This is a genomic window from Embleya sp. NPDC005971 (genome assembly GCF_040629175.1).
GTDB lineage: Bacteria > Actinomycetota > Actinomycetes > Streptomycetales > Streptomycetaceae > Embleya.
In genome coordinates, this window is record NZ_JBEXUX010000027.1 from 98,311 (window position 1) to 116,848 (window position 18,538).

Sequence of the window (18,538 nt, forward strand, 5' to 3'; positions counted from 1 at the left end):
CGTGAAAGGGCCCCGCAGCCTCGCCGACACCCGCCGCACGGCCCGTGCCCGACTACCACGCTCCGGAGGACGTCACGGAAATCGTGGCCAGGATGACGGCGACCCTGTTCCACGCCTGCCCCGGGCCATCCGGGACGGCCCCACCTCGCAGGCGCCGTCGGCCGCCCGGTCCTCGCCGAACGCCGCCCCGCCGGGCCCGGAGGCGGTACGAACGGGCCCGCCGGGGCGGGGATTCCCTATGCGGACGGGTCGTCCGGCCGGCGAATGCGCACGACGCCCCGGCCCAGGTCGACGTCCGGGCGCTTGGGCGCGCCGTCTTGATCCTCTTCGCGCAGCACGAGTTCGACCCGGCGCTGCTCCAGTTCGAGCCGCTTGCCCGGGGAGAACAGCGCGTGCAGATCCTCGGTGCCGGTGGCCCGCATCCCCCGGGTGGCCTGGGGGCCGTCCGTGCGGCCACGCTTGCGGCCGACCCACCAGTAGACCCGCATCCCGACCGCGAACACGAACGGCGCCAGGAGCAGGGCCGTCACGAGAGGGAAAACCAGTTTCCACATGGCCCGTCAACGTCGGCCGCGCCCGGCGGGTTCCCCTCCGACGACGCCATCACCCGATCCACACCGGCCGGTTCGCGAAAGTCGCGGCTGCCGCCGGCTGCTTCACTGGCCGGCGACGACGATGCAGCCCTGCAGTTCCTCGACCGCCTCGGGGGCACCCTCGATCGTCACACCGCTCGCTTCACCGGGACTCGTGCGATTCCACACCCAGCGCAACAACGCGCTCGGCGGTCCGCTGATGGTCACGTCGGTCGCGTCATCGCCGGACTCGGCGCCGACCGTGGCGTCCTCGACCGCGAACAGGCCCGGTCCGGTGCGCACCCGCCACGCGGCACCGTCGGTGCGCAGCAGGTAGCGGCGGCCCGGCGAGTCGATCAGGAGGTCGGTGAAGTGGTCGGCCCACTCGCCGACGCCGTAGGCCACGAAAATCTTGAGCAGTTCGTCCACGCCGTCGACGGCGAGATCGTCCGGGATCGGCACGACCGTTTGCCCGGCGCCCAGTTCGGCGTCGATGCGGTGCACGACGGTCTCCTGCGCCATGCGCCGAATCCAGAAGCCGACGGTCTGGTCCGGGCCGTACCAGGTGCCGGCCGGATCCTGCGGGCTGCGCGCGGCGAACTCGGCGCACAGCGCGGCGTACGAGCGCTCCAGCAGGGCGAGCGGCTCCTCGTCGGCGAGGCCCTTCGGCGGCCAGGGGTCGGGCTCGGCGGCCTGGCGCATGGACAGGGTCTTGTGCAGGTAGACCCCGCCGACGTGTCGGGTCAGGTCGGCGACGGTCCAGCCGGGACAGGTGGGCACCGCCCCGGCGGGGGCGAGCGCCGCGAGGGCGCGCAGGCGGGCGTAGTCGGCCGCGAGGCAGTCGAGGTATCGGGAGTACTCCATGACGGGCAGCTCAGCACACGACCCGGCCCGAGGCAACGCGATTGCGCCCCTGGGGACATCCGCGCCGTCACCGCCGCCCGCCCGGTCGGCGGGTGGCCGCGGAGGGCGGCACCGTGCCACAGAATTCGGCGAGGAGCAGGTACCCGGCCGCGTCGGTGTCGCCCGCCCAGTCGGTGTTGAAGTCGACCACCAGGGTGTGCCCGCCGTCCCGGGTGCTGTAGGCCATGCTCTGCGAGCCCGGCAGGAAACCGGTGTGCCCCCAGACCTGCGTACCGCAGGGCAGGGTGGCGCGGAAGATGCCCAGCCCGTCGTCCTGGCCGTCGCCGAAGTCGGGCGAGGGCACCGTGGTCGTCATCTCGGCGAGCTGCGCCTCGGGCAGCAGTCGGCCGCGCATCAGGGCGTCGAGGAAACGGTCCAAGTCGGCGGTGCCGGAGACGAGTTCGCCGGCCGCCCAGCCCCAGGACGGGTCGAACTCGGTGATGTCGTGGACCGTTCGACTCGGGTCGTCGGGGAACTTCGTGTACATCCGCCCGCTCGGCGCGGGAAGTCGGGGGTAGTGGCCGGGCAGGAGCGTGGAACGCAACCCCAGCGGCGCGAAGATCCGCCGCTCGGCCTCCGCCGCGTAGGGGTGGCCGGTCACCCGTTCGACGATCATCGCGGCGAGCACGTACTCGGTGGTGGTGTAGTTCCACCCGGTACCCGGCGCGAACCTCGGTTCGTGCCTCATCGCGATCGCGACGAGTCGTTCGGGTGTCCAGGTGTCGTAGCGATGGGCCAGGAAGTCCTTGCCCAGCAGGTGCAGGTCGGGGTCCTCCGTGTAGTCCGCGAGGCCGCTGGTGTGGTTGAGCAGTTGGCGCAGGCTGATCCCCCGGCCGTCGTTGCCGTTTCCCCGAACCACCCCCGGCAGCCACTTCTCCACACTGTCCGCGAGGCGCACCCTCCCCTCCGCCTCCAACTGAAGCAACACCGTGGCGATGAACGGCTTGGCGATGCTCCCGGCCCGAAACCGATCGACCGGCCTCGGCGCCCGCCCCGTCCCGAGGTCGGCAACCCCGGCCGTCCCGCTCCACACCCCACGCGCGTCCCGAGCCCGCACCACCACCCCCGGCACCCCCGCCCGCACCGCGAAGTCCATGGCCGCCCGGGTCTGTTCATGCCCCCCACCCGACACATCGGCCGCCCCGACCCCCGTCGCCGAGGCCCCTGCCAGGGCCACCGCCACCACCACCCCCACAGCCGCCGACGCCCTCCGCCCAGCCCGCATCCCGAATCCCTCCTTCACACCCCCGCGCCCGCCACATACCGCTTTCCGTCATCATGACGCACCTCCGGGTGATCGAGGAGGTGGACGCCCACGCTCACCCGGCCATCCCCAGGCTCGAAACATCCGCCGTCACACGCGCGGTCCCAGGAACAGGCCGCCGCTGGCGTCGATGACGTGGCCGGTGATCCAGCGGGCGGCGTCCGAGGCGAGGAACGCGACGACATCGGCCACGTCTTCGGGGGCGCCCAGCCGGTCGAGGGCCGTTGTGGCGGTGATCAGGTCGGTCAGACCCGGCGCTTCGAAGAAGGAGCCGTTGGTCGCCGTTCGGGTGGCGCCCGGCGCCACGGCGTTCACCGTGATCCCGCGCGATCCGAGTTGATTGGCCAGCGTCCTGCTCATCGTCTCGACCGCGGCCTTCGTCATCGCGAAGGACGTCTGGCTCGGGCTTGCCATCCGCGTGGCCACCGACGAGATCGAGACGATCCGGCCACCGTCACGGAATAACGGCAGGGCCCGCTCGATGGTGAAGTACACCGCTCGCACGTTCACCGCGAACAGATGGTCGAACTCCGCTCGTGTGGTGACCCCGAGCGGACCGGCGGGCGCGGCCGCCGCGTTGTTGACGAGGATGTCGAGCGCCCGCCCGGCCAGACCGGCCTCCACCCCGGCGAACAGCGTCTCGACGTCGTCGTCCACGCCCAGCCTCGCCCCGACGGCGAACGCGCTGCCGCCCGCGCGTTCGATCTCCTCGACCGTCGCCTTCGCACCGGCCTCGTCCGTACCGAAGTGCACGATGACCACCGCCCCGTTCGCCGCCAACCGGGCCGCGATCGCCTGCCCGATGCCGCGCGATGCCCCGGTCACCAGGGCCGTCTTGCCGGTCAAATCACACATACAGACCACCATTTCATGTTAGTTACTACCAATCTGGTAGCTGCTATCACTCCGGTAGGGTCTACCACATGCCTGATCAGCCCTCAAAGTTGCGAACGCGACGGCGCACCGAGACCCGGCGCACCATCCAGGAGCACGCGGTGCGGCTCTTCACCGAACGCGGCTACGACGCCACCACCGTGGCCGAAGTCGCCGAGACCGCGGGCATGTCACCGATGACCGTGTATCGGCACTTCCCCACGAAGGAAGACCTCGTGCTCGTCGACGAGTACGGTGCGCTGGTCGCCGAGCGCATCCTCGCCCAGCCCGCCACCCAGCCCCTGGTGCGCCGCATCGGCAACGCGCTCGTCGACTCGGCCACCGCGTTGACCGGCCGCGAACACGGCGAAGGCCCGTCGGTGGGCGAGGAGTTCCTGCTGGCCCGGCTGCGGCTGATGATCTCGACGCAGGCGTTGCGGGCCAGGCATCTGGACAACCACTACGTCCTGCAACAGGCCATCGTGGACGCCCTCGGCGACGACACCACCGACCCGGACACGGTGTTCCGCGCCCAAGTGGCGGCCAGTGCCTGCCTGGCCGCGATGCACACGGCACTGGTGCGCTGGGTCGAGGACGACGGACGCACCGAACTTCCCACCGTGATAGCCAAGGCCCTCGCCGCCTTCGGCGCGGACACCGTCGGCGTCGAAGGCGGCGACCCGCTCACCTGAGGAAAGGATCTTTCGGGCACGCGTCCGAAGGAACGACCCGGACGCCGAAGTACCATTTGCCGTCCGGGAGTTACTCCCCGATGAGAGGCACCGTGTGCCACCCCCGCAGGATGTTGTGCAGGCGCCGGGTCGGCACTCGATCGGGGTTGGGGGCGAGGTTCCGAAAGCGCGTGGCCAACGCGGTGAGGACGGCGTCGAATTCCAGGGCCGCGAGGTGATTCCCGGCGCATTGGTGGATACCCGCCCCGAGCGCGAGATGATCGCGGCTGTTCCGGGTGACGTCGAACGTGTCGGCGCTCGGCCCCCACTTGCCGCGGTCACGCCCCGCGGAGCCGTACAACAACAGGACTTGATCGCCCGCCGGTATCCGGGTGTCGCCGACGCGCACCTCGCGGGTGGTACGTCGGCCGAAGAACTGTATCGGTGCCTCCATCCGCAGGGCCTCGGCCAGGACCGCTTCGCCGGGGACGGCGCGATCGCGGATCGCCGCCCACTGACCGGTGTGCGCCGACAGGTACAGGGCCGAGGTGATCGCGTGGATGGTGGTGTCCATGCCGGCGACGGTGTAGGAGAGCATCAACGGCACGGCCTGGGCCTCGTCGATGTCGCCGCGATCGGCCGCGGTGTGGATGGCACCGAGCCAACTGTCGGCCGAGATCCGATCCCGGGTGGCGACCCGGTCGAGATAGCGGAACATCTCCTCGGCATGCGGAAACGCGGCCCGGGTGCGCGCGTTGTCCGGGCCGAACGTGTCGAAGGTCGCGTCGGCGAGCTCCAGGAGCAGCACGCGATCCTGCTCCGGCAGGCCCATCAGACGCATCACGACGCCGGCGACGAACGGAGCCGCCAGGTCGGCCACGGCATCGAAGACACCGTCGCCCGGCAGCCCCTCGACCAGGGCCCGGGCACGTTCGTGCATGCCCAGGGCGAGGGATTTCACCGCCCGGGGCGCGAGTTGCCGCGACAACACCCGACGCAGCCGCGCGTGCGCGGCGCCGTCCGTACCCACCACGGTGCCCGCCAGGAAGCGGTCGTTGACCGGATCGGTCAGCGCGAGTGCCCGTTCGCTGGAGTAGGTCGCCGGATCCCGCAGCGCCGCGGCGACCCCCGCGTGCCGGGGCAGCGCCCACACGCCGTGCGCCTCCAGGCGTACGACCGGGCCGAGTTCGCGTAAGCGGGCATAGGTCGGATAGGGGTCGCTCAGGGTGGCGTCGTCGAAGAGGTCGATGTCGCCAAAAGCGTGCACGCAGAGCCTTTCGTCGGGGCCGCCCGGCGGCGCCCGCGGTTTCGCGCGCACGCCGACGACGGAGATCGCCTGGCGGATGCGGCCATGGTCGGTCGCGCCCCGACGAGGGGTCAAGGGCGCGTCGAAGCACACGGCGCACACGGGCGCGACCGGTAGGCTCCCGAGCCCGCCGGGCACCCCACGAAGGCCCCCGTCAGCAACCCTCGTCGCCGTACATCAGGTGTTCCCAGTCGGTGACCGCGCGGCAAAAGCGATCCCACTCCCGCGACTTGAGCCGCAGGAACAGGGTGGACAGCTCGGGCCCGAGCCCGCACGCGACGATCGGGTTGTCGGCGAACCGGTCGAGCGCCTCCCGAAGCGTGGTGGGCAGCAGACCGAACGGCGACGGGCCGGTGTCCGCGCAGTCCCGGGGCGGCCCGGGATCGGTGCTGTTCTTCAAGCCGTCCTCGATCGCGGCGATCAGCACCGCGTGCGAGAGATACGGATTGACCATGGCGTCCGGCAGTTTGACCTCCAGCCGCCCGTTGTCGGGGAACCGCACCGCGCACGTCTTGTTGTCGATGCCCCAGTCGACCTCCGAGGGGGCGAACCTGCCCGTGTCGCACAGGCGTTTGTAGGAGTTCACGGTCGGCGCCAGGACGGCGGTGATCGCCGCCGCGTGGGCGAGGATGCCGCCCAGGGCGTGTTTCCCGGTCCGGGTGAGGTGCAGCCCGGGCACGGCCGGGTCGACGAAGACGTTGCGGTCGCCGTCCCACAGGCTGATGTTGTGGTGGCAACCGTTGCCCAACTCGCCCTCCGCCGGTTTGGGCATGAAGCTCACCTCGGCGCCCAGGTCCCGGGCGACCCGGCGGCAGATCTGCCGGTGCAGGACCAGCCGGTCGGCCGTGCGCTCGGCGAGATCGAACGTCCAGTTCAGTTCGAGTTGCCCGGGGCCCTCGCAGTTGCCCTCGCTCATGTCCAGACCGAGCGCGCGGCCGTAGTCGACGACCGTCTGGTAGACCGGCCGCAGCCGATCCATCTGCTCGATGTGCAACAACGGGTGGGGCGTTCCCGGTCGATGTGCGCTCTCGACTCCCGGGACCGACCAGGTGACCTCGGGTTCGCAGCCGCTGCGCAGTTCCAGCCCGGTGCGGTCGCGGAATCCGGCGTGCACCCGGCGCAGGTTGCCGCGCACGTCCAGCGGCACCGGCCGGCCGCCCATCTCGCCGGGGGCGTGCGGCGGTTCGTACATCCGACAGAAGAAGAACCCGGTGCGCGGGTCCCACGGCAGGATGCCGAAGCTGTCCAGGTCCGGCAGCAGGACGATCTCGCCCCGCTCGGCGTCGCCGCCCAACATGCTGCCGTCCCGGTCGAGTTGGAGATCGGCGAGGCACCCGGGGTGGGCCCGGACGCCGTTCTCCGCGATCCGCCCGAGGTGCTCGGCGTGCACCACCTTGCCGACGACGCGGCCCGTCAGCGTGACGACCTGGCAGTAGAGGTACTCCACACCGGCCTCGGTCATCCGCGCCCGCACGTCCCGCAGGGCCGCCGGGTCGGTGTTCAGCTCGCGATGCTTGTGCAATTCGGTATCGGTCGAGGGGCTCGCCATGCGCTTCTCGCTTCGGTCGACCTGCGCGCGTGCACTGAGGTACACACCGGATGCCCGGGCGCTCCCACCCGCGGGCATCGCCCGACCGGTTCCCGGCTCGGGACCCGCCGCAACGCCATGCCACCCGATCAGGCGAGTGCCCGGGCCGGTCGGTCGGCGGCCCGCCCGGCGCAGCGGGGAGCGCGTCCCGGACGGCCCAGTCCGGCGGGCGCGGACCGCCGCGCCCCATGACGCTGGTGTGGGGAGAGCCGGCCACCCAACCGTTCGCCGTCTCACCGGACGCCCCGAGTTCATCCCGTCCCACGGCCCGACGCCCGGGGCTCCGCCACGAGCCTCGTCCCCGAACCCGCCTCCGGACGGCCGCACCGAACCGCAACCACGCCCGCCCCCGAGGGGGGCATGGGAGGTCCACCGTGAACGTTTTCGAGACTCTGGAGTCCGAGGTGCGCAGCTATTGCCGCCACTGGCCCACGGTGTTCGACCACGCCCGGGGCAGCCACCTCGGTGACGAGGCGGGGCACACGTACCTCGACTTCTTCGCCGGGGCCGGTGCACTCAACTACGGACACAACAACCCCATGCTCAAACGGGCCCTCCTGGACTACATCGAACGCGACGGCATCACGCACGGCCTGGACATGGCCACCACCGCCAAACGCGCCTTCCTGGAGTCGTTCGAGAGCCTGATCCTGTCCCCGCGTCGGCTGCCCTACAAGGTGATGTTCCCGGGCCCCACGGGCGCCAACGCGGTCGAGGCCGCGCTGAAGCTGGCCCGCAAGGTCACCGGACGCAGCCCGATCGTCTCGTTCACCAACGCCTTCCACGGCATGTCCCTGGGCGCGCTCACCGTGACGGGCAACGCCTTCAAGCGGGCCGGGGCCGGCATCCCGCTGGTGCACGGCACCCCGATGCCCTACGACGGCTACTCCGACCACGATCACCACGAGGCTCCCGACTTCCTGTGGTTCGAGCAGTTGCTCGACGACCCGGGGTCGGGCCTGGACCATCCCGCGGCGGTGATCGTCGAGACCCTGCAGGGCGAGGGCGGGATCAACGTGGCCCGGCCGCAGTGGCTGCGCGCACTCGCGGGCCTGTGTCGGCGCCACGACATGTTGCTGATCGTGGACGACATCCAGATGGGCTGCGGCCGCACCGGCGGGTTCTTCTCCTTCGAGGAGGCCGGCATCGTCCCGGACATCGTCACGCTCTCGAAGTCGATCAGCGGCTACGGCCTGCCCATGGCGCTGTGCCTGTTCAAACCCGAGTTGGACATCTGGGAGCCGGGCGAGCACAACGGCACCTTCCGCGGCAACAACCCGGCCTTCGTCACCGCGACGGCCGCGCTGCACACCTACTGGGCCGACGAGCAGACCCCGAAACAAACCGCCGGCCTGGGCGTTCAGACGGAACAGGCACTGCGCACGCTCGCCGACGACATCGCCCCCGAAACGGTCGAGGTACGCGGGCGCGGCCTCGTCTGGGGGCTGGCCTTCGACGACCCGGACCGCGCCTCCGCGGTCTGTACCCGTGCCTTCGAGCTCGGCCTGCTGGTGGAGACCTCCGGCCCCCGGAGCGAGGTGGTGAAACTGATGCCGCCGCTGACCGTGTCCCCGGAGGAACTGCACGACGGACTGCGCATCGTGACCCGGGCCGTCCACGAGACCGCCTGAACCCGAACGCCCCCGGCGCACGACGCGACGCAGACGCACCGTTGCGCCGGGGGCGCGCTACCCCCTGCGGGCTTCGAGGGCGTCCAGGATCAGGTCCAGGCCGTAGCCGAACTCGCTCGTGTGGTCGTAGTCCGGCCGGAGGGCGTGGTCGACGATCATCTCCGTGAGGTACGGCAGCTCGTCCGCCGACACGTGCGCCAGGATGCCGCCGACCACCTCTTCGACATCGTCCGGGGTGGTCACCGGCAGGTTCGCCTCCTGGAGGACGTAGCCGCCGATGTAGCTGTCGACGAGCGAGACGGCGTGCGCGGCCATCGCCAGGGTGAACCCCGCCTCGCGCAGTACGCCGAGGACGGCGTCGTGGTGGCGCAGTGTGGCCGGGCCCGGGTTGCGGCGGGAGTCCATCAGGCCGAGGGCCCAACTGTGCCGCGACAGGACCGCGCGCGCGGAGCCGGCGCGTACCCGGATCGCGTCCCGCCAGTCGGCGGACCCGGCGTCGGGCAGCTCGATCGCGGTGAACACCTCGTCGACCACGCCGTCCAGGATCGCGTCCTTGTTCGGCACGTGGTGGTAGAGCGACATCGCCTCCACGCCGAGTTCCTGCGCCACCTTGCGCATCGTGATCGCCTCCACCCCGCCGCGATCCGCGACCCGGATCGCGGCTTCCAGCACGCGGCTCCTGCTGAGCGGGCGGCGTGGCGCGGAGGGTTGCCGGGCGCGGCGTGCTTGCGGCGGTGGTGGCGGGGCGGGTGGTGACACGGCAGCTCCAGGTGGACGGGCGTGTTGACAAGCTTACATGCGTAAGTCAGCCTTACGAGCGTAAGTCCCCCGGTCGCGAAACGCACCGGGAGGTCGACCGATACGGAAGGGGATCTCGATGCCGATGCCCAGGTGGTGGGGCCAGGTGAACAAGCGGGTGTTCAACCCGCGGGCGATCGCCGGCGGGAAGTGGCCGGTGCTGACCCACGTCGGGCGCACGTCCGGCGCCACGTACCGCACGCCGATCGACGCGCACCCCGTCGACGGCGGCTACCTGTTCGTACTGGTGTACGGATCGGGCTCGGACTGGGTGCGCAACGTGCTGGCGGCCGACGGGGCGCGGCTTCGGGTCGGGGGCCAGGAAGTGCAGCTCGCCGCCCCGCGCCTGGTCGGGGAGACCGAGGCGTTCCAGGCGCTCGCGTCGGACGTGGCCCGGCCGCCGAAGTTGTTCCGCATCACCGAGTTCCTCCGCATGGACCGGGTCGCCGGCTGACGTGCGGGCGCCGGTTCGACGACCGGCCACCCGGCGGCCCGGCCCGCGCCGTGCACCGGGATCCTCGCGCCGACCCTCGCGAGGATCCCGCCCGGCGCGGCGGCGGGCGAGCACCCTCCCGGGATCGCCCCGAACCTCGTCGCGACCGTGCGACCTGCGCGGACGGGTATATTCGCTGCCGCCGATCGATCGAGGCCGGCCCCGGGACGGCCCCTCGGCTCGAACACGGTTCCGCCCGTCTCGTGGTGATCGTCCACGAGCCGTGAAGGAGAGCGACGATGGAGCCCGACCACGCGGGGGCGACCCGCGAGACGAACGGGGCCGGTCGCGCTCGCCGAGCGTGCACCCGGTGGCTGCGCACGGCCGTCACCGTTCGCACGGTGCGCAACGACGTGCTGATCGCACTCGTGGCGGGCGCCCTCGACGTGCTCTCCTATGTCTCTCCCGAACAACGCGACGTCATCGGCGTCACGCCGGCGGGAGTCGTGTTGTCGGTGCTGGGCGCCCCCTTCCTCGTCGCGCGTCGACGCCGTCCGATGGCGGTCCTCACGGCGGTGCTGGTGACCCAGGTGATCTTCGTGGCCGTGGTCGGGCCGACCACGCACAGCTATGGCGGCGTGATGGCGGTCGCCGTGTACACCGTCGCCCGCTATCGGCCGACCCGCGACATCGCGATCGCCGCCGGCGCGAGCATGGCGGTGCAGGTGCTGCGCTCGGTGCGCGGTGGCGGGGACCTGGTGTTGCCGATCCTGGGCGACCTGGCGTCCACGGTGCTGGTGGTCGGGGTCGGCATCGCCACGGCCAGGTGGAAGCAACAGCGCGCCCAGGTGCGCGGGTTGCTGGCGGAGCGCGCGGTCGCCGAGGAACGGCGGCGGATCGCCCGGGAGTTGCACGACATCGTGTCGCACCACATCACCACGATGAACCTGATGTCCGGCGGTGCCCGGGCCACCCTCCGACGCGATCCGACGACCGCCGAGGACGCGCTGCGCACCCTGGAGGGGTCCGGCCGGGCCGCGCTCGGCGAGATGCGGCAACTGCTGGGCGTACTGCGCGCCGGCGACGGCCCCGAGGAGGCACCGACCGGACCGCAGCCCGGACTGCGCGACCTGGACCGCCTGTTCGCCGAGTCGCACGCGGCGGGCCTGCCGGTGCACTACGAGGAGGTGGGCGAGCGTCGGGAATTGCCGCCCACCGCGGAGCTGACCGTGTATCGGATCGTCCAGGAGGCGCTGACCAACACGCGCAAGTACGCGGGCGACGCCCGGGCGTTCGTGCGGGTCGGCCATCTTCCCGATCGGGTCGTGGTCGAGGTGCTCGACGACGGCACGGGCGGCAAGCCGGCCGCGGGCCTGGGCGGGAGCGGGTACGGCCTGTTGGGCATGCGCGAGCGGGTGGCCCTGCACGACGGCACCCTGGACTGCGGCCCTCGCCCGGAGGGCGGCTTCCGCGTCGTCGCGGAGCTGCCCCTGCCGCCGGACGACGACCCGGGCCGCCGCCGCGAATCGGCGCCCACCGCCGACGGCGACTCCCCCCGACCCTCCCCCTCCTGAGCCCCCGAGCGTCCCGTCCGGTCAGAGGTCGAGGACCAGTCGGGGCGACCGGGCCCGGGACACGCAGGCGTACATGCGACCGGCGGGCGGGCCGATGTCGTCGCGGTGTTCGGGTTCCCCGGCGACGACGGTGAGTTCGCAGCTCCCGCACACCCCCTCGCGGCAGCCGGACGACACCGGGTGTCCGGCGTGGCGCAGCGCGTCCAGCAGCGACTCGTCCGGTGGGACCGGAACGACGCCGCCCGATCGGGCGCACACCGCCTCGAACGCGGTGTCCGGCCCGAAGCTCCTGGCGACCGGACGAAAGCGCTCGAAGTGCAGGCGCTCGGCGGGGAAGACCTTCTCGGCCTCGGCGAGCATCGACGCGGGGCCGCAACAGTAGACCAGCGTATGGGGATTCAGGCCCGCGGCCGACAGGCCGAGATCGAGCCCGCCGTGTTGCCGGCCGGCGACGACGCGCACCAGATCGCCGTGGGCGGCGCGCAGTTCGGCGACGAACGGCATGGTCGCGACCGATCGCCCCGCGTACACCAGCGTGGCCGCGGCGCCGGCCGCGACGGCGGCCCGCAACATCGGCAGGATGGGGGTGATGCCGATGCCGCCCGCGAGGAACAGGTACTCCGGCGCGGCCACGAGCGGGAAGTTGTTCCGCGGCAGCGAGACTTCCAGGGTTCGACCCGGGCGCAGGAACAGGTGGACGTATTCCGAACCGCCTCGGCTGAGCGGTTCGTGGCGTACCGCGATGCGGTAGTTCTCCTGGTCGGCCGGGTCACCGCACAGCGAGTACTGCCGGGTCAGCCGATTGGGCAGGAGCAGGTCGATGTGCGCGCCCGGTTCCCACGACGCGGGCGGGCCGTCCGCACCGCGCAGGAGGAGGGAGACGACGCCTTCGGCGATCGGGTCCAGCCGGTCGAGAATCATCCGCTGCATCGGACATCACCTGGTGCCATGGTCAGTACAGCTTCCGGTAGGAGGATTCCAGGCTCCGGTCGATCAGGGTCGGATCGATGTCGAGCCCGAGTTGGCCCACGACGGCCTCGCCGGCCGAGGGCAACTCCGCCGCGAGGGACTGGCTCGCCGGATCCCACAGCCGGGACCGGATGAGCGCGCGACCACAGTGGAAATAGGCCTGCTCCACCTCGACGATCAGGGCCAACTCCGCCGACCGGCCCTCGGTTTGCATGCGGGCGAGCACATCGGGCTCGTCGGTGGGATAGGCGCGGCCGTTGACCCGCAGCGTCTCCCGGAGTCCGGGGATCAGGAACAGCAGTCCGACCCCGTCGTTCTCCGCGAGATTGCGGAAGGAGTCGGCGATCCGGTTGCCGGGCCGGTCGGGAATCGCGAGCGTGTGCTCGTCGAGGACCTTGACGAAGCCCGGATGGTCACCGCGCGGCGAGCTGTCCGCGCGACCGGCCGCATCCGCCGTGGCCAGTGCCAGGAACGGGGAATGGGCGATGAAGCGGTGGAAGTGCTCGTCGATGCGGTCGAGAATCTTGGCCCGGGCCGGCGCCTCGGGCTCGCCGAGCCGGGCGCGGACCTCGTGCGGTGCCACCCGCCGAGGGCGGGTACGGACGTCCGTCATCATGGGCTCCTTCCGGGTGGGTGCGGCAGCGAGCCCCCTCGCTTGCCGCTCCGAAGCAGGTCGGGGCACTATTGTGAGCAATTGTTCGCGTCCTGCGCTACTCGCGTTCGGACCGCTTGCCGGGAGGTGTCGTGACGTCGGACGGACGCCGGCTTCAGCCACGTAAACAGCCACGTCAGGTGCGGGCCGAACTCACCAGGCAGCGCATCCTCACGGCGGCTACTCACGTTTTCGCCGAGTACGGCTACGCCGCCGGCACCACCAACCGGATCGCGGAGCAGGCCCGGATCTCGATCGGTTCGCTGTATCAGTACTACCCGAACAAGGACGCGATCCTGCTCGAACTGGTGAACCGCCACCTCGATCTGGGCGCGGCCGCGATGCGGCAGCGGCAGGACGAGGAACTGCCCGACTCCATCGAGGAGATCATCCGCGTCTTCGTCCGGGTCGCGATCGGGAACCACCTGGGCGACACACAGTTGCTCCGGATCATGGCCGAACAGGTGCCACAGTCGCCCCGGTTGTCGGAGCGCATGGACCACCTGGAACGGGAACGGAGCACCTACCTGCGGGAGTTGCTCGACCAGCACCCCGAGGTTCGGGTCGACGACACCGAGACCGCGGCCCGGCTCGTGGTCTCCACGGTCGAACGTGTCGTCCACCATCTCATCGCCGCACCCGACCCCATCGACATCCCCAGGTTCGAGAACGAACTCGTCGCCATGCTCACCCGCTACCTCACCGCCGCACCGGCCGACCGGGAGCCGGGGTGACCGCTCACCCCGGTCCCGGTCGACGGTTTCGGTGCCTCTCGGGCTACTTCACGCAGGTCTGGTCGGTGCCGGGCAGCCGGCCCGTGGCGAGGTAGGCGTTGACCCTGTCGTCCACGCAGGAGTTGCCGTAGAGGCCGTAGACGGCGTGCCGGTTGGCGCCCTGGAGGGTGAGCAGCCTGGAACTGGGCAGCAGGCCGTGCAGGGCGACGCTGCCGACGTAGGGGGTACGCGGGTCGCCGGTGGCGGCCACGATGAGCATCGGGACGTCGCGCCGCACCCGGGTGGGCTGTTCACGCGGGTTGTCCCAGAAGGCGCACGGCACGATGTTGTTCGTCATCGGGCCGAACAGCGGGTGGGCCGCACGGCTGCCTTCGATGTCCCGCCAGTACTGCTCGAGATCGTGCGAAACGGGCACGTCACCGCACATGATCGCGGATTGCACGCTGCCGGTGGGCGAGCCCTCGGCGGTCAACATGACCCGCAACAACCCGGCGAACTCGGGTGACAGCGGGGCCGGTTGTCCGGCCGCGGCCTTGACCAGCGTGGCCAGCATGTCGGCGAGGTTCGCCCGCGCGGCGTCGGTGTCGTCGGCGTCCCCGACCAGGAGCAGGAACGGTACCCGGGTGTCGTCGAGCCGGTAGACCTCGGGCGCGGTGCCGACGGTCAGCGGAGTGCGCGCGGACGTCTCGACGAGCCGGTCGATCGTGGCGAACACGTCGGCGCGCGTGGCGCCGAGTCCGTAGGTGCCGTTCCGCAGCGCGGCCCAGTCGGCCCACGCGGCCAGCGCGTGCTCGTTCTCGCCCACGGTCCCCTGCAACGCCCGGGAACTGTAGCGGTTGGGGTCGAGCGCCCCGTCGAGGACGATCCGGTCGTAGCGGCCGGGGAACATCTGGGTGTAGACGGTGCCCAGGTAAGTGCCGTACGAGTAGCCGAAGTAGGAGATCTTCCGCTCGCCGAGGGCGGCTCGGATGACGTCCATGTCGCGGGCCGTGTTGCGGGTGCTGACGAACGGCAACACCGCCGCGTTGCCGGCCCGACAGCGGTCGGCCAGGTCCTTCTGCAACGTCACCTGGCGCTCGAAGCTCGCCCGGGTCAGGCCGGCCGCGAAGAGGTTGGTGCCGAGCGGCCATCCGCAGTCCAGTGGTGTGCTGCGGCCGACGAAACGCGGGTCCATGCCGATCACGTCGTAGCGCGCGCCGACCTCCTTCATCGCGGTCCGCAGCTCCGGCGTCATACCGATCCCGGCCCCGCCCGGACCACCGGGGTTGCTCAGCAGCGCACCGATGCGGTGGCGCCGGTCGGTGGCCTTGATCCGCGATATCGCGACGGTGATCGTACGGCCCCGCGGGTTGGCGTAGTCGAGCGGGACCGTCACGTCCGCACAGCGCGCGCCCGCCTGCTCCAGGGCGCGGCCCGACGCGTCGTCCGGACCCAGCACACAACTGCGCCAGTCGAGCCGCTGATGGAGGTAACGATCCAGCCCGGCACCGGACTTCGCGATGCCGTCCGAGTCCGCGGCGTCGGTGGCCCCGGCGGCCGACGCGCTGCCGAGGGTCGCGGTGAGGCACGCGACCAGGGCCAGGCCCGCGGCCATGGCGCGGCGACGGTACGGGGCACCGTCGCGGCGGGAGGTGGGCTCGTCGGGATGGTGGGGACTCGTTCGGATCGCTGACGTTCTGGTCACGTTCGTCTCCGGAGATCGATCCGCAGGCGTGTCCGACACCCGCCCGATCGTGGGTGGTTGCAGCACCGTCGTTCCGACGCACCGCGGCTGGTCGACCCGTGGTCCGGCCCGGACTTCCCGAGGCTCACAGCCGAAGTCCGGTGTGTGATGCGGGAGTTGGGCCATGGACGGTGGGTAGGCGCGGGCGATTGCAGGGAACTCGGCCCGGTCGGGCGGGTGTGCGGGGGGCGCGCGGATGCCTGGTGTGAACGTGCCCGACCCTACGAACGCGGCACACGGCGGGCATTGGCCGACCGGACGAGGAGCCGGGTACGGATTCGTCGCCCCGACCGATCCTCGCCACGTGTGAGCCCCATAGAATCGCCGGCCGCACCGCGACGGGAGGCCGCCGGGACCTCCCACGACCCGGCGGCGGCCGCCTTGATCGCATGCCCCCCCGTGTGCTTCGGTGAGGCCCGTGGATCCACACGCGCTGTTGCTCGACCAGGCGCCCGCACACCTGCTGGGCGACATCCTCGACCGCCTGCCCACCGGGACCCGCGCGGCGGTGTTCGGGGAGTGGCGGTTGCCGGGTGACGCGGTGCTCAGGCATGTCGTCGACCGGGGCGACGGCGCGGATCGGGCCATGCTCGCGGCGAACCGGGCCATCGGGCCGGACCTGCTCCTGCGGCTCGCCACCGACGTCGATCCCCGGGTCGCGACCGCGGTGTTCGGCAACGCGGACGCGTCCCGCGAGGCCAAGCTCGCGGCCCTGCCCAGGGTTCCGGTCGGCGAGCACCTGCGGGCGAAACCGGTCCGGCGTCCCCTGCGCGCGGGATGGGATCTACAGCTCCGCGTCTACCCGTTGGTGGAGTCCGACGATCCCGCGCTGGTCGCCGCCGCGCTCGCCCGTCTGGAGTTCGCCTACAACCGGCACGGCGCGCCGGCGGTGTTGTTGCGCGGTTGCCTGAGTCTGCTGCGTACGGCCGGGCCGGCGGCCGCCGCTGCGGCCCGGGCCGCCGTACCGCCGTTCCCGGACGACCCGCAACTGCCCGAGGTGGTCCGGCGGGCCCTCGCGGAACCCACCGACGCGGCCCTGCTCACGCACGCGCTCGACCACGAGACGAGCGCCTCGGCCGTGGTGGCACGCCTGTGCGTCAAGTCGGGTTCCGGCGACCCGACCCTGGCACTTTCGGCGCCGCGCGGACCGCTGGACTGGGCGCGGATCACCGTCGCGGTCCGCGCCATGGACCGCGACGCGCAGGTCCGGACGACGCTGGCCCACCAACCGGGTTGCCCCGACGAACTGCTGCCGCGCGTACCCCGATTCCGGCGTCCGTTGGGCTCCCTGGTGCGGCCCGCGCACGCCCGGCGCGCGCTGTTCGCCCAAATGGCCACCGGTGCCCACTTCGAACGCGAGGTCGGGATCGCCTTCGCGACCGGCCTGCTGCGGGCCGCCCCGATCCTGGACCGGGTGACGCCCGCGTACCGGGCGCTGGAGGTGTTCCGGGACACCCCCGACACCCGCATGGCCGATCTGCGGACGGCCCTGGGCGCGCGACCCAGGCTCGGGGACCGCGTCGAGGCGTGGGCGGTGGCCCTCGCGCTGCTCGCGGAATTCACCGGCACGGTGCCCGAACTCCTGGACGTGGCCGGGGCGGTGACGGCCTGACCCCGCTCGGCGTCCGGCGTCCGGCGTCCGGCCCGGTGACGGCCGGACACGGCCCGGCGGACACACGTCGCGGCCCGCAGGGGGCACGACGTGCAGGCGATCGACGTCACCGATCGTCGGCGGGTGGTCCGAACGATTCGGGACGCCCCGAATCAAGGCGGGAGTTCGACCGCCCGGGAGGAAACCTCCCTCAGCCGGTCGTCAGTTCGGCGACCAGCCTGATCGCGACGGGCACCGGCGTACCGTGCCGGCCGGCGGCCCGCAGCAGTGCGCCGCCGATCGCGTCGAGTTCGGTGGCCCGGCCCGCCTCCGCGTCGCGTTGCATGGACGACTTGGTGTGCGCGGGGAACGCGTCGTACAACGCCAGGGATCGCGCGGGATCGACCGGGACACCGCAGGCACCGCTCACCGCGGCGGCTTCCTCGACGAGCGCGACCAGTTCCGCGCGTCGCCCGGTCCGCACTTCGCCGATGGTGAGCCCGTAGCGAGTGGTGAGCAGGGCGAAGGGCGCCAGGAAGGCCAGTTTCGCCCATAGGACGGCGGCCTCGTCCGCCACCGTCCGGGTGCGTACGCCGGCGTTGGTGAGCATGGCCGCCACCGGGTCGAGTCGCTCCGGGGAGCCGGCCAGGTCGATCTCGGTGAACGGGCTGCCGTGTTCGATGACGCCCGGCGCGGTGCGCGTGGACTCGACCCGGATCACGCCCGGTGCCACGTTTCGTGCGCCGTAGTGGTCGCGCAGCAGGGACGGGTGCTCGATGCCGTTGAGCAGCGGCACGATCAGGCCGTTCCCGAGCGCCCGAGGCGGTATGCGTTCCAGTGCGGCGGGCAACACGGTGTGCTTGACCGCGATCAGGCACAGATCGACGGATTCGCGCAGTTCGGTGTCCGCCTCGACCCGGGCGGTGAAGTCGCCGAACTGCCCGCTGTGCACCCGAATGCCATCGGTCCGCAGGGCGTGCGCGGTCGCCTCCCCCGCGATACAGATCACCCGGTGGCCGGCCCGTGCCGACACGGCGGCGAGCAGCCCGCCCACCCCTCCCGGGCCCAGCACCGCCACCGTCCACGGGCGTGGGTCGGGGGCGGCGTCGGCAACGGCGGGGTCGTTGAACGGAGTCGGAGCAGGCACGGACGGTTCCTCTCGGTTGCGGTCGAGGGTCGACACCTGCCGCACCGGGCCACACCCGTCCGGACGGGGGCACCTGGATGCGGGCAGGTTGCCGCCCGGTTCGATCATC

General features: G+C 71.8%; 17 protein-coding genes. 6 read left to right on the forward strand and 11 right to left on the reverse strand.

Annotation, left to right across the window (positions count from 1 at the left end):
• Window positions 1-236: 236 nt before the first annotated feature.
• From ABZ374_RS23925 to ABZ374_RS23940, 4 genes are all read right to left on the reverse strand, one after another.
• Window positions 237-530 carry a DUF6191 domain-containing protein gene (locus ABZ374_RS23925; RefSeq protein ID WP_360314241.1) on the reverse strand — a complete coding sequence of 98 codons (294 nt, stop codon included), beginning with the start codon at window positions 528-530 and terminating at the stop codon, window positions 237-239.
• A gap of 126 nt (window positions 531-656) precedes the next feature.
• Window positions 657-1,436 carry a maleylpyruvate isomerase family mycothiol-dependent enzyme gene (locus tag ABZ374_RS23930; RefSeq protein WP_360314243.1) on the reverse strand — a complete coding sequence of 260 codons (780 nt, stop codon included), beginning with the start codon at window positions 1,434-1,436 and terminating at the stop codon, window positions 657-659.
• A gap of 67 nt (window positions 1,437-1,503) precedes the next feature.
• Window positions 1,504-2,571, reverse strand: coding sequence for a serine hydrolase domain-containing protein (locus ABZ374_RS23935; RefSeq protein ID WP_360314245.1), 1,068 nt, complete (start codon window positions 2,569-2,571; stop codon window positions 1,504-1,506).
• Between the two features lie 258 nt (window positions 2,572-2,829).
• Window positions 2,830-3,594, reverse strand: coding sequence for an SDR family oxidoreductase (locus ABZ374_RS23940; RefSeq protein ID WP_360314247.1), 765 nt, complete (start codon window positions 3,592-3,594; stop codon window positions 2,830-2,832).
• 68 nt (window positions 3,595-3,662) lie between these two features.
• On the opposite strand from ABZ374_RS23940, the gene ABZ374_RS23945 reads away from it, so the two are divergent.
• The gene (locus ABZ374_RS23945; RefSeq protein ID WP_360314249.1) at window positions 3,663-4,304 is read left to right on the forward strand and encodes a TetR family transcriptional regulator; all 642 of its coding nucleotides are present in this window, start codon (window positions 3,663-3,665) and stop codon (window positions 4,302-4,304) included.
• A 70-nt stretch (window positions 4,305-4,374) separates the two neighbouring features.
• Here ABZ374_RS23945 and ABZ374_RS23950 read toward each other — a convergent pair whose 3' ends face one another.
• On the reverse strand, window positions 4,375-5,550 hold the full coding sequence (locus ABZ374_RS23950; RefSeq protein WP_360314251.1) for a cytochrome P450: 1,176 nt from the start codon (window positions 5,548-5,550) through the stop codon (window positions 4,375-4,377).
• A 193-nt stretch (window positions 5,551-5,743) separates the two neighbouring features.
• Window positions 5,744-7,138, reverse strand: coding sequence for a glutamine synthetase (locus ABZ374_RS23955; protein WP_360314253.1), 1,395 nt, complete (start codon window positions 7,136-7,138; stop codon window positions 5,744-5,746).
• A 413-nt stretch (window positions 7,139-7,551) separates the two neighbouring features.
• Between ABZ374_RS23955 and ectB the strand changes: the two genes are divergently transcribed.
• Window positions 7,552-8,808, forward strand: a complete 1,257-nt coding sequence (gene ectB, locus ABZ374_RS23960) for a diaminobutyrate--2-oxoglutarate transaminase (RefSeq protein ID WP_360314255.1) — start codon at window positions 7,552-7,554, stop codon at window positions 8,806-8,808.
• Window positions 8,809-8,865: 57 nt separating this feature from the next.
• Here the strand turns inward: ectB and ABZ374_RS23965 are convergent, their stop codons facing one another.
• Window positions 8,866-9,480, reverse strand: coding sequence for a TetR/AcrR family transcriptional regulator (locus ABZ374_RS23965; RefSeq protein WP_360314257.1), 615 nt, complete (start codon window positions 9,478-9,480; stop codon window positions 8,866-8,868).
• A 205-nt stretch (window positions 9,481-9,685) separates the two neighbouring features.
• Here ABZ374_RS23965 and ABZ374_RS23970 point away from each other — a divergent pair, with 205 nt between their 5' ends.
• Together ABZ374_RS23970 and ABZ374_RS23975 are read left to right on the forward strand one after the other, a co-directional pair.
• Window positions 9,686-10,060, forward strand: coding sequence for a nitroreductase family deazaflavin-dependent oxidoreductase (locus tag ABZ374_RS23970; protein WP_360314259.1), 375 nt, complete (start codon window positions 9,686-9,688; stop codon window positions 10,058-10,060).
• 278 nt (window positions 10,061-10,338) lie between these two features.
• Window positions 10,339-11,613 carry a sensor histidine kinase gene (locus tag ABZ374_RS23975; protein ID WP_360314261.1) on the forward strand — a complete coding sequence of 425 codons (1,275 nt, stop codon included), beginning with the start codon at window positions 10,339-10,341 and terminating at the stop codon, window positions 11,611-11,613.
• Window positions 11,614-11,634: 21 nt separating this feature from the next.
• Here ABZ374_RS23975 and ABZ374_RS23980 read toward each other — a convergent pair whose 3' ends face one another.
• Window positions 11,635-12,543 (reverse strand): PDR/VanB family oxidoreductase, encoded by a 909-nt coding sequence (locus ABZ374_RS23980; RefSeq protein WP_360314263.1) that lies wholly within the window; start codon window positions 12,541-12,543, stop codon window positions 11,635-11,637.
• A gap of 22 nt (window positions 12,544-12,565) precedes the next feature.
• Entirely contained in the window at window positions 12,566-13,195 is a 630-nt protein-coding gene (locus tag ABZ374_RS23985) for an MSMEG_1061 family FMN-dependent PPOX-type flavoprotein (RefSeq protein WP_360314265.1), read from the reverse strand.
• Between the two features lie 131 nt (window positions 13,196-13,326).
• On the opposite strand from ABZ374_RS23985, the gene ABZ374_RS23990 reads away from it, so the two are divergent.
• Window positions 13,327-13,968: a TetR/AcrR family transcriptional regulator gene (locus ABZ374_RS23990; RefSeq protein WP_360314267.1), complete on the forward strand. Its 642-nt coding sequence runs from the start codon at window positions 13,327-13,329 to the stop codon at window positions 13,966-13,968.
• 43 nt (window positions 13,969-14,011) lie between these two features.
• On the opposite strand, the gene ABZ374_RS23995 is transcribed toward ABZ374_RS23990, so the two are convergent.
• Entirely contained in the window at window positions 14,012-15,562 is a 1,551-nt protein-coding gene (locus ABZ374_RS23995) for an alpha/beta hydrolase (RefSeq protein WP_360314269.1), read from the reverse strand.
• Between the two features lie 547 nt (window positions 15,563-16,109).
• Here ABZ374_RS23995 and ABZ374_RS24000 point away from each other — a divergent pair.
• Window positions 16,110-17,303, forward strand: coding sequence for a hypothetical protein (locus ABZ374_RS24000; RefSeq protein WP_360314271.1), 1,194 nt, complete (start codon window positions 16,110-16,112; stop codon window positions 17,301-17,303).
• 190 nt (window positions 17,304-17,493) lie between these two features.
• Here ABZ374_RS24000 and ABZ374_RS24005 read toward each other — a convergent pair whose 3' ends face one another.
• On the reverse strand, window positions 17,494-18,360 hold the full coding sequence (locus tag ABZ374_RS24005) for a 2-dehydropantoate 2-reductase (RefSeq protein ID WP_360314297.1): 867 nt from the start codon (window positions 18,358-18,360) through the stop codon (window positions 17,494-17,496).
• Between the last annotated feature and the right edge of the window lie 178 nt (window positions 18,361-18,538).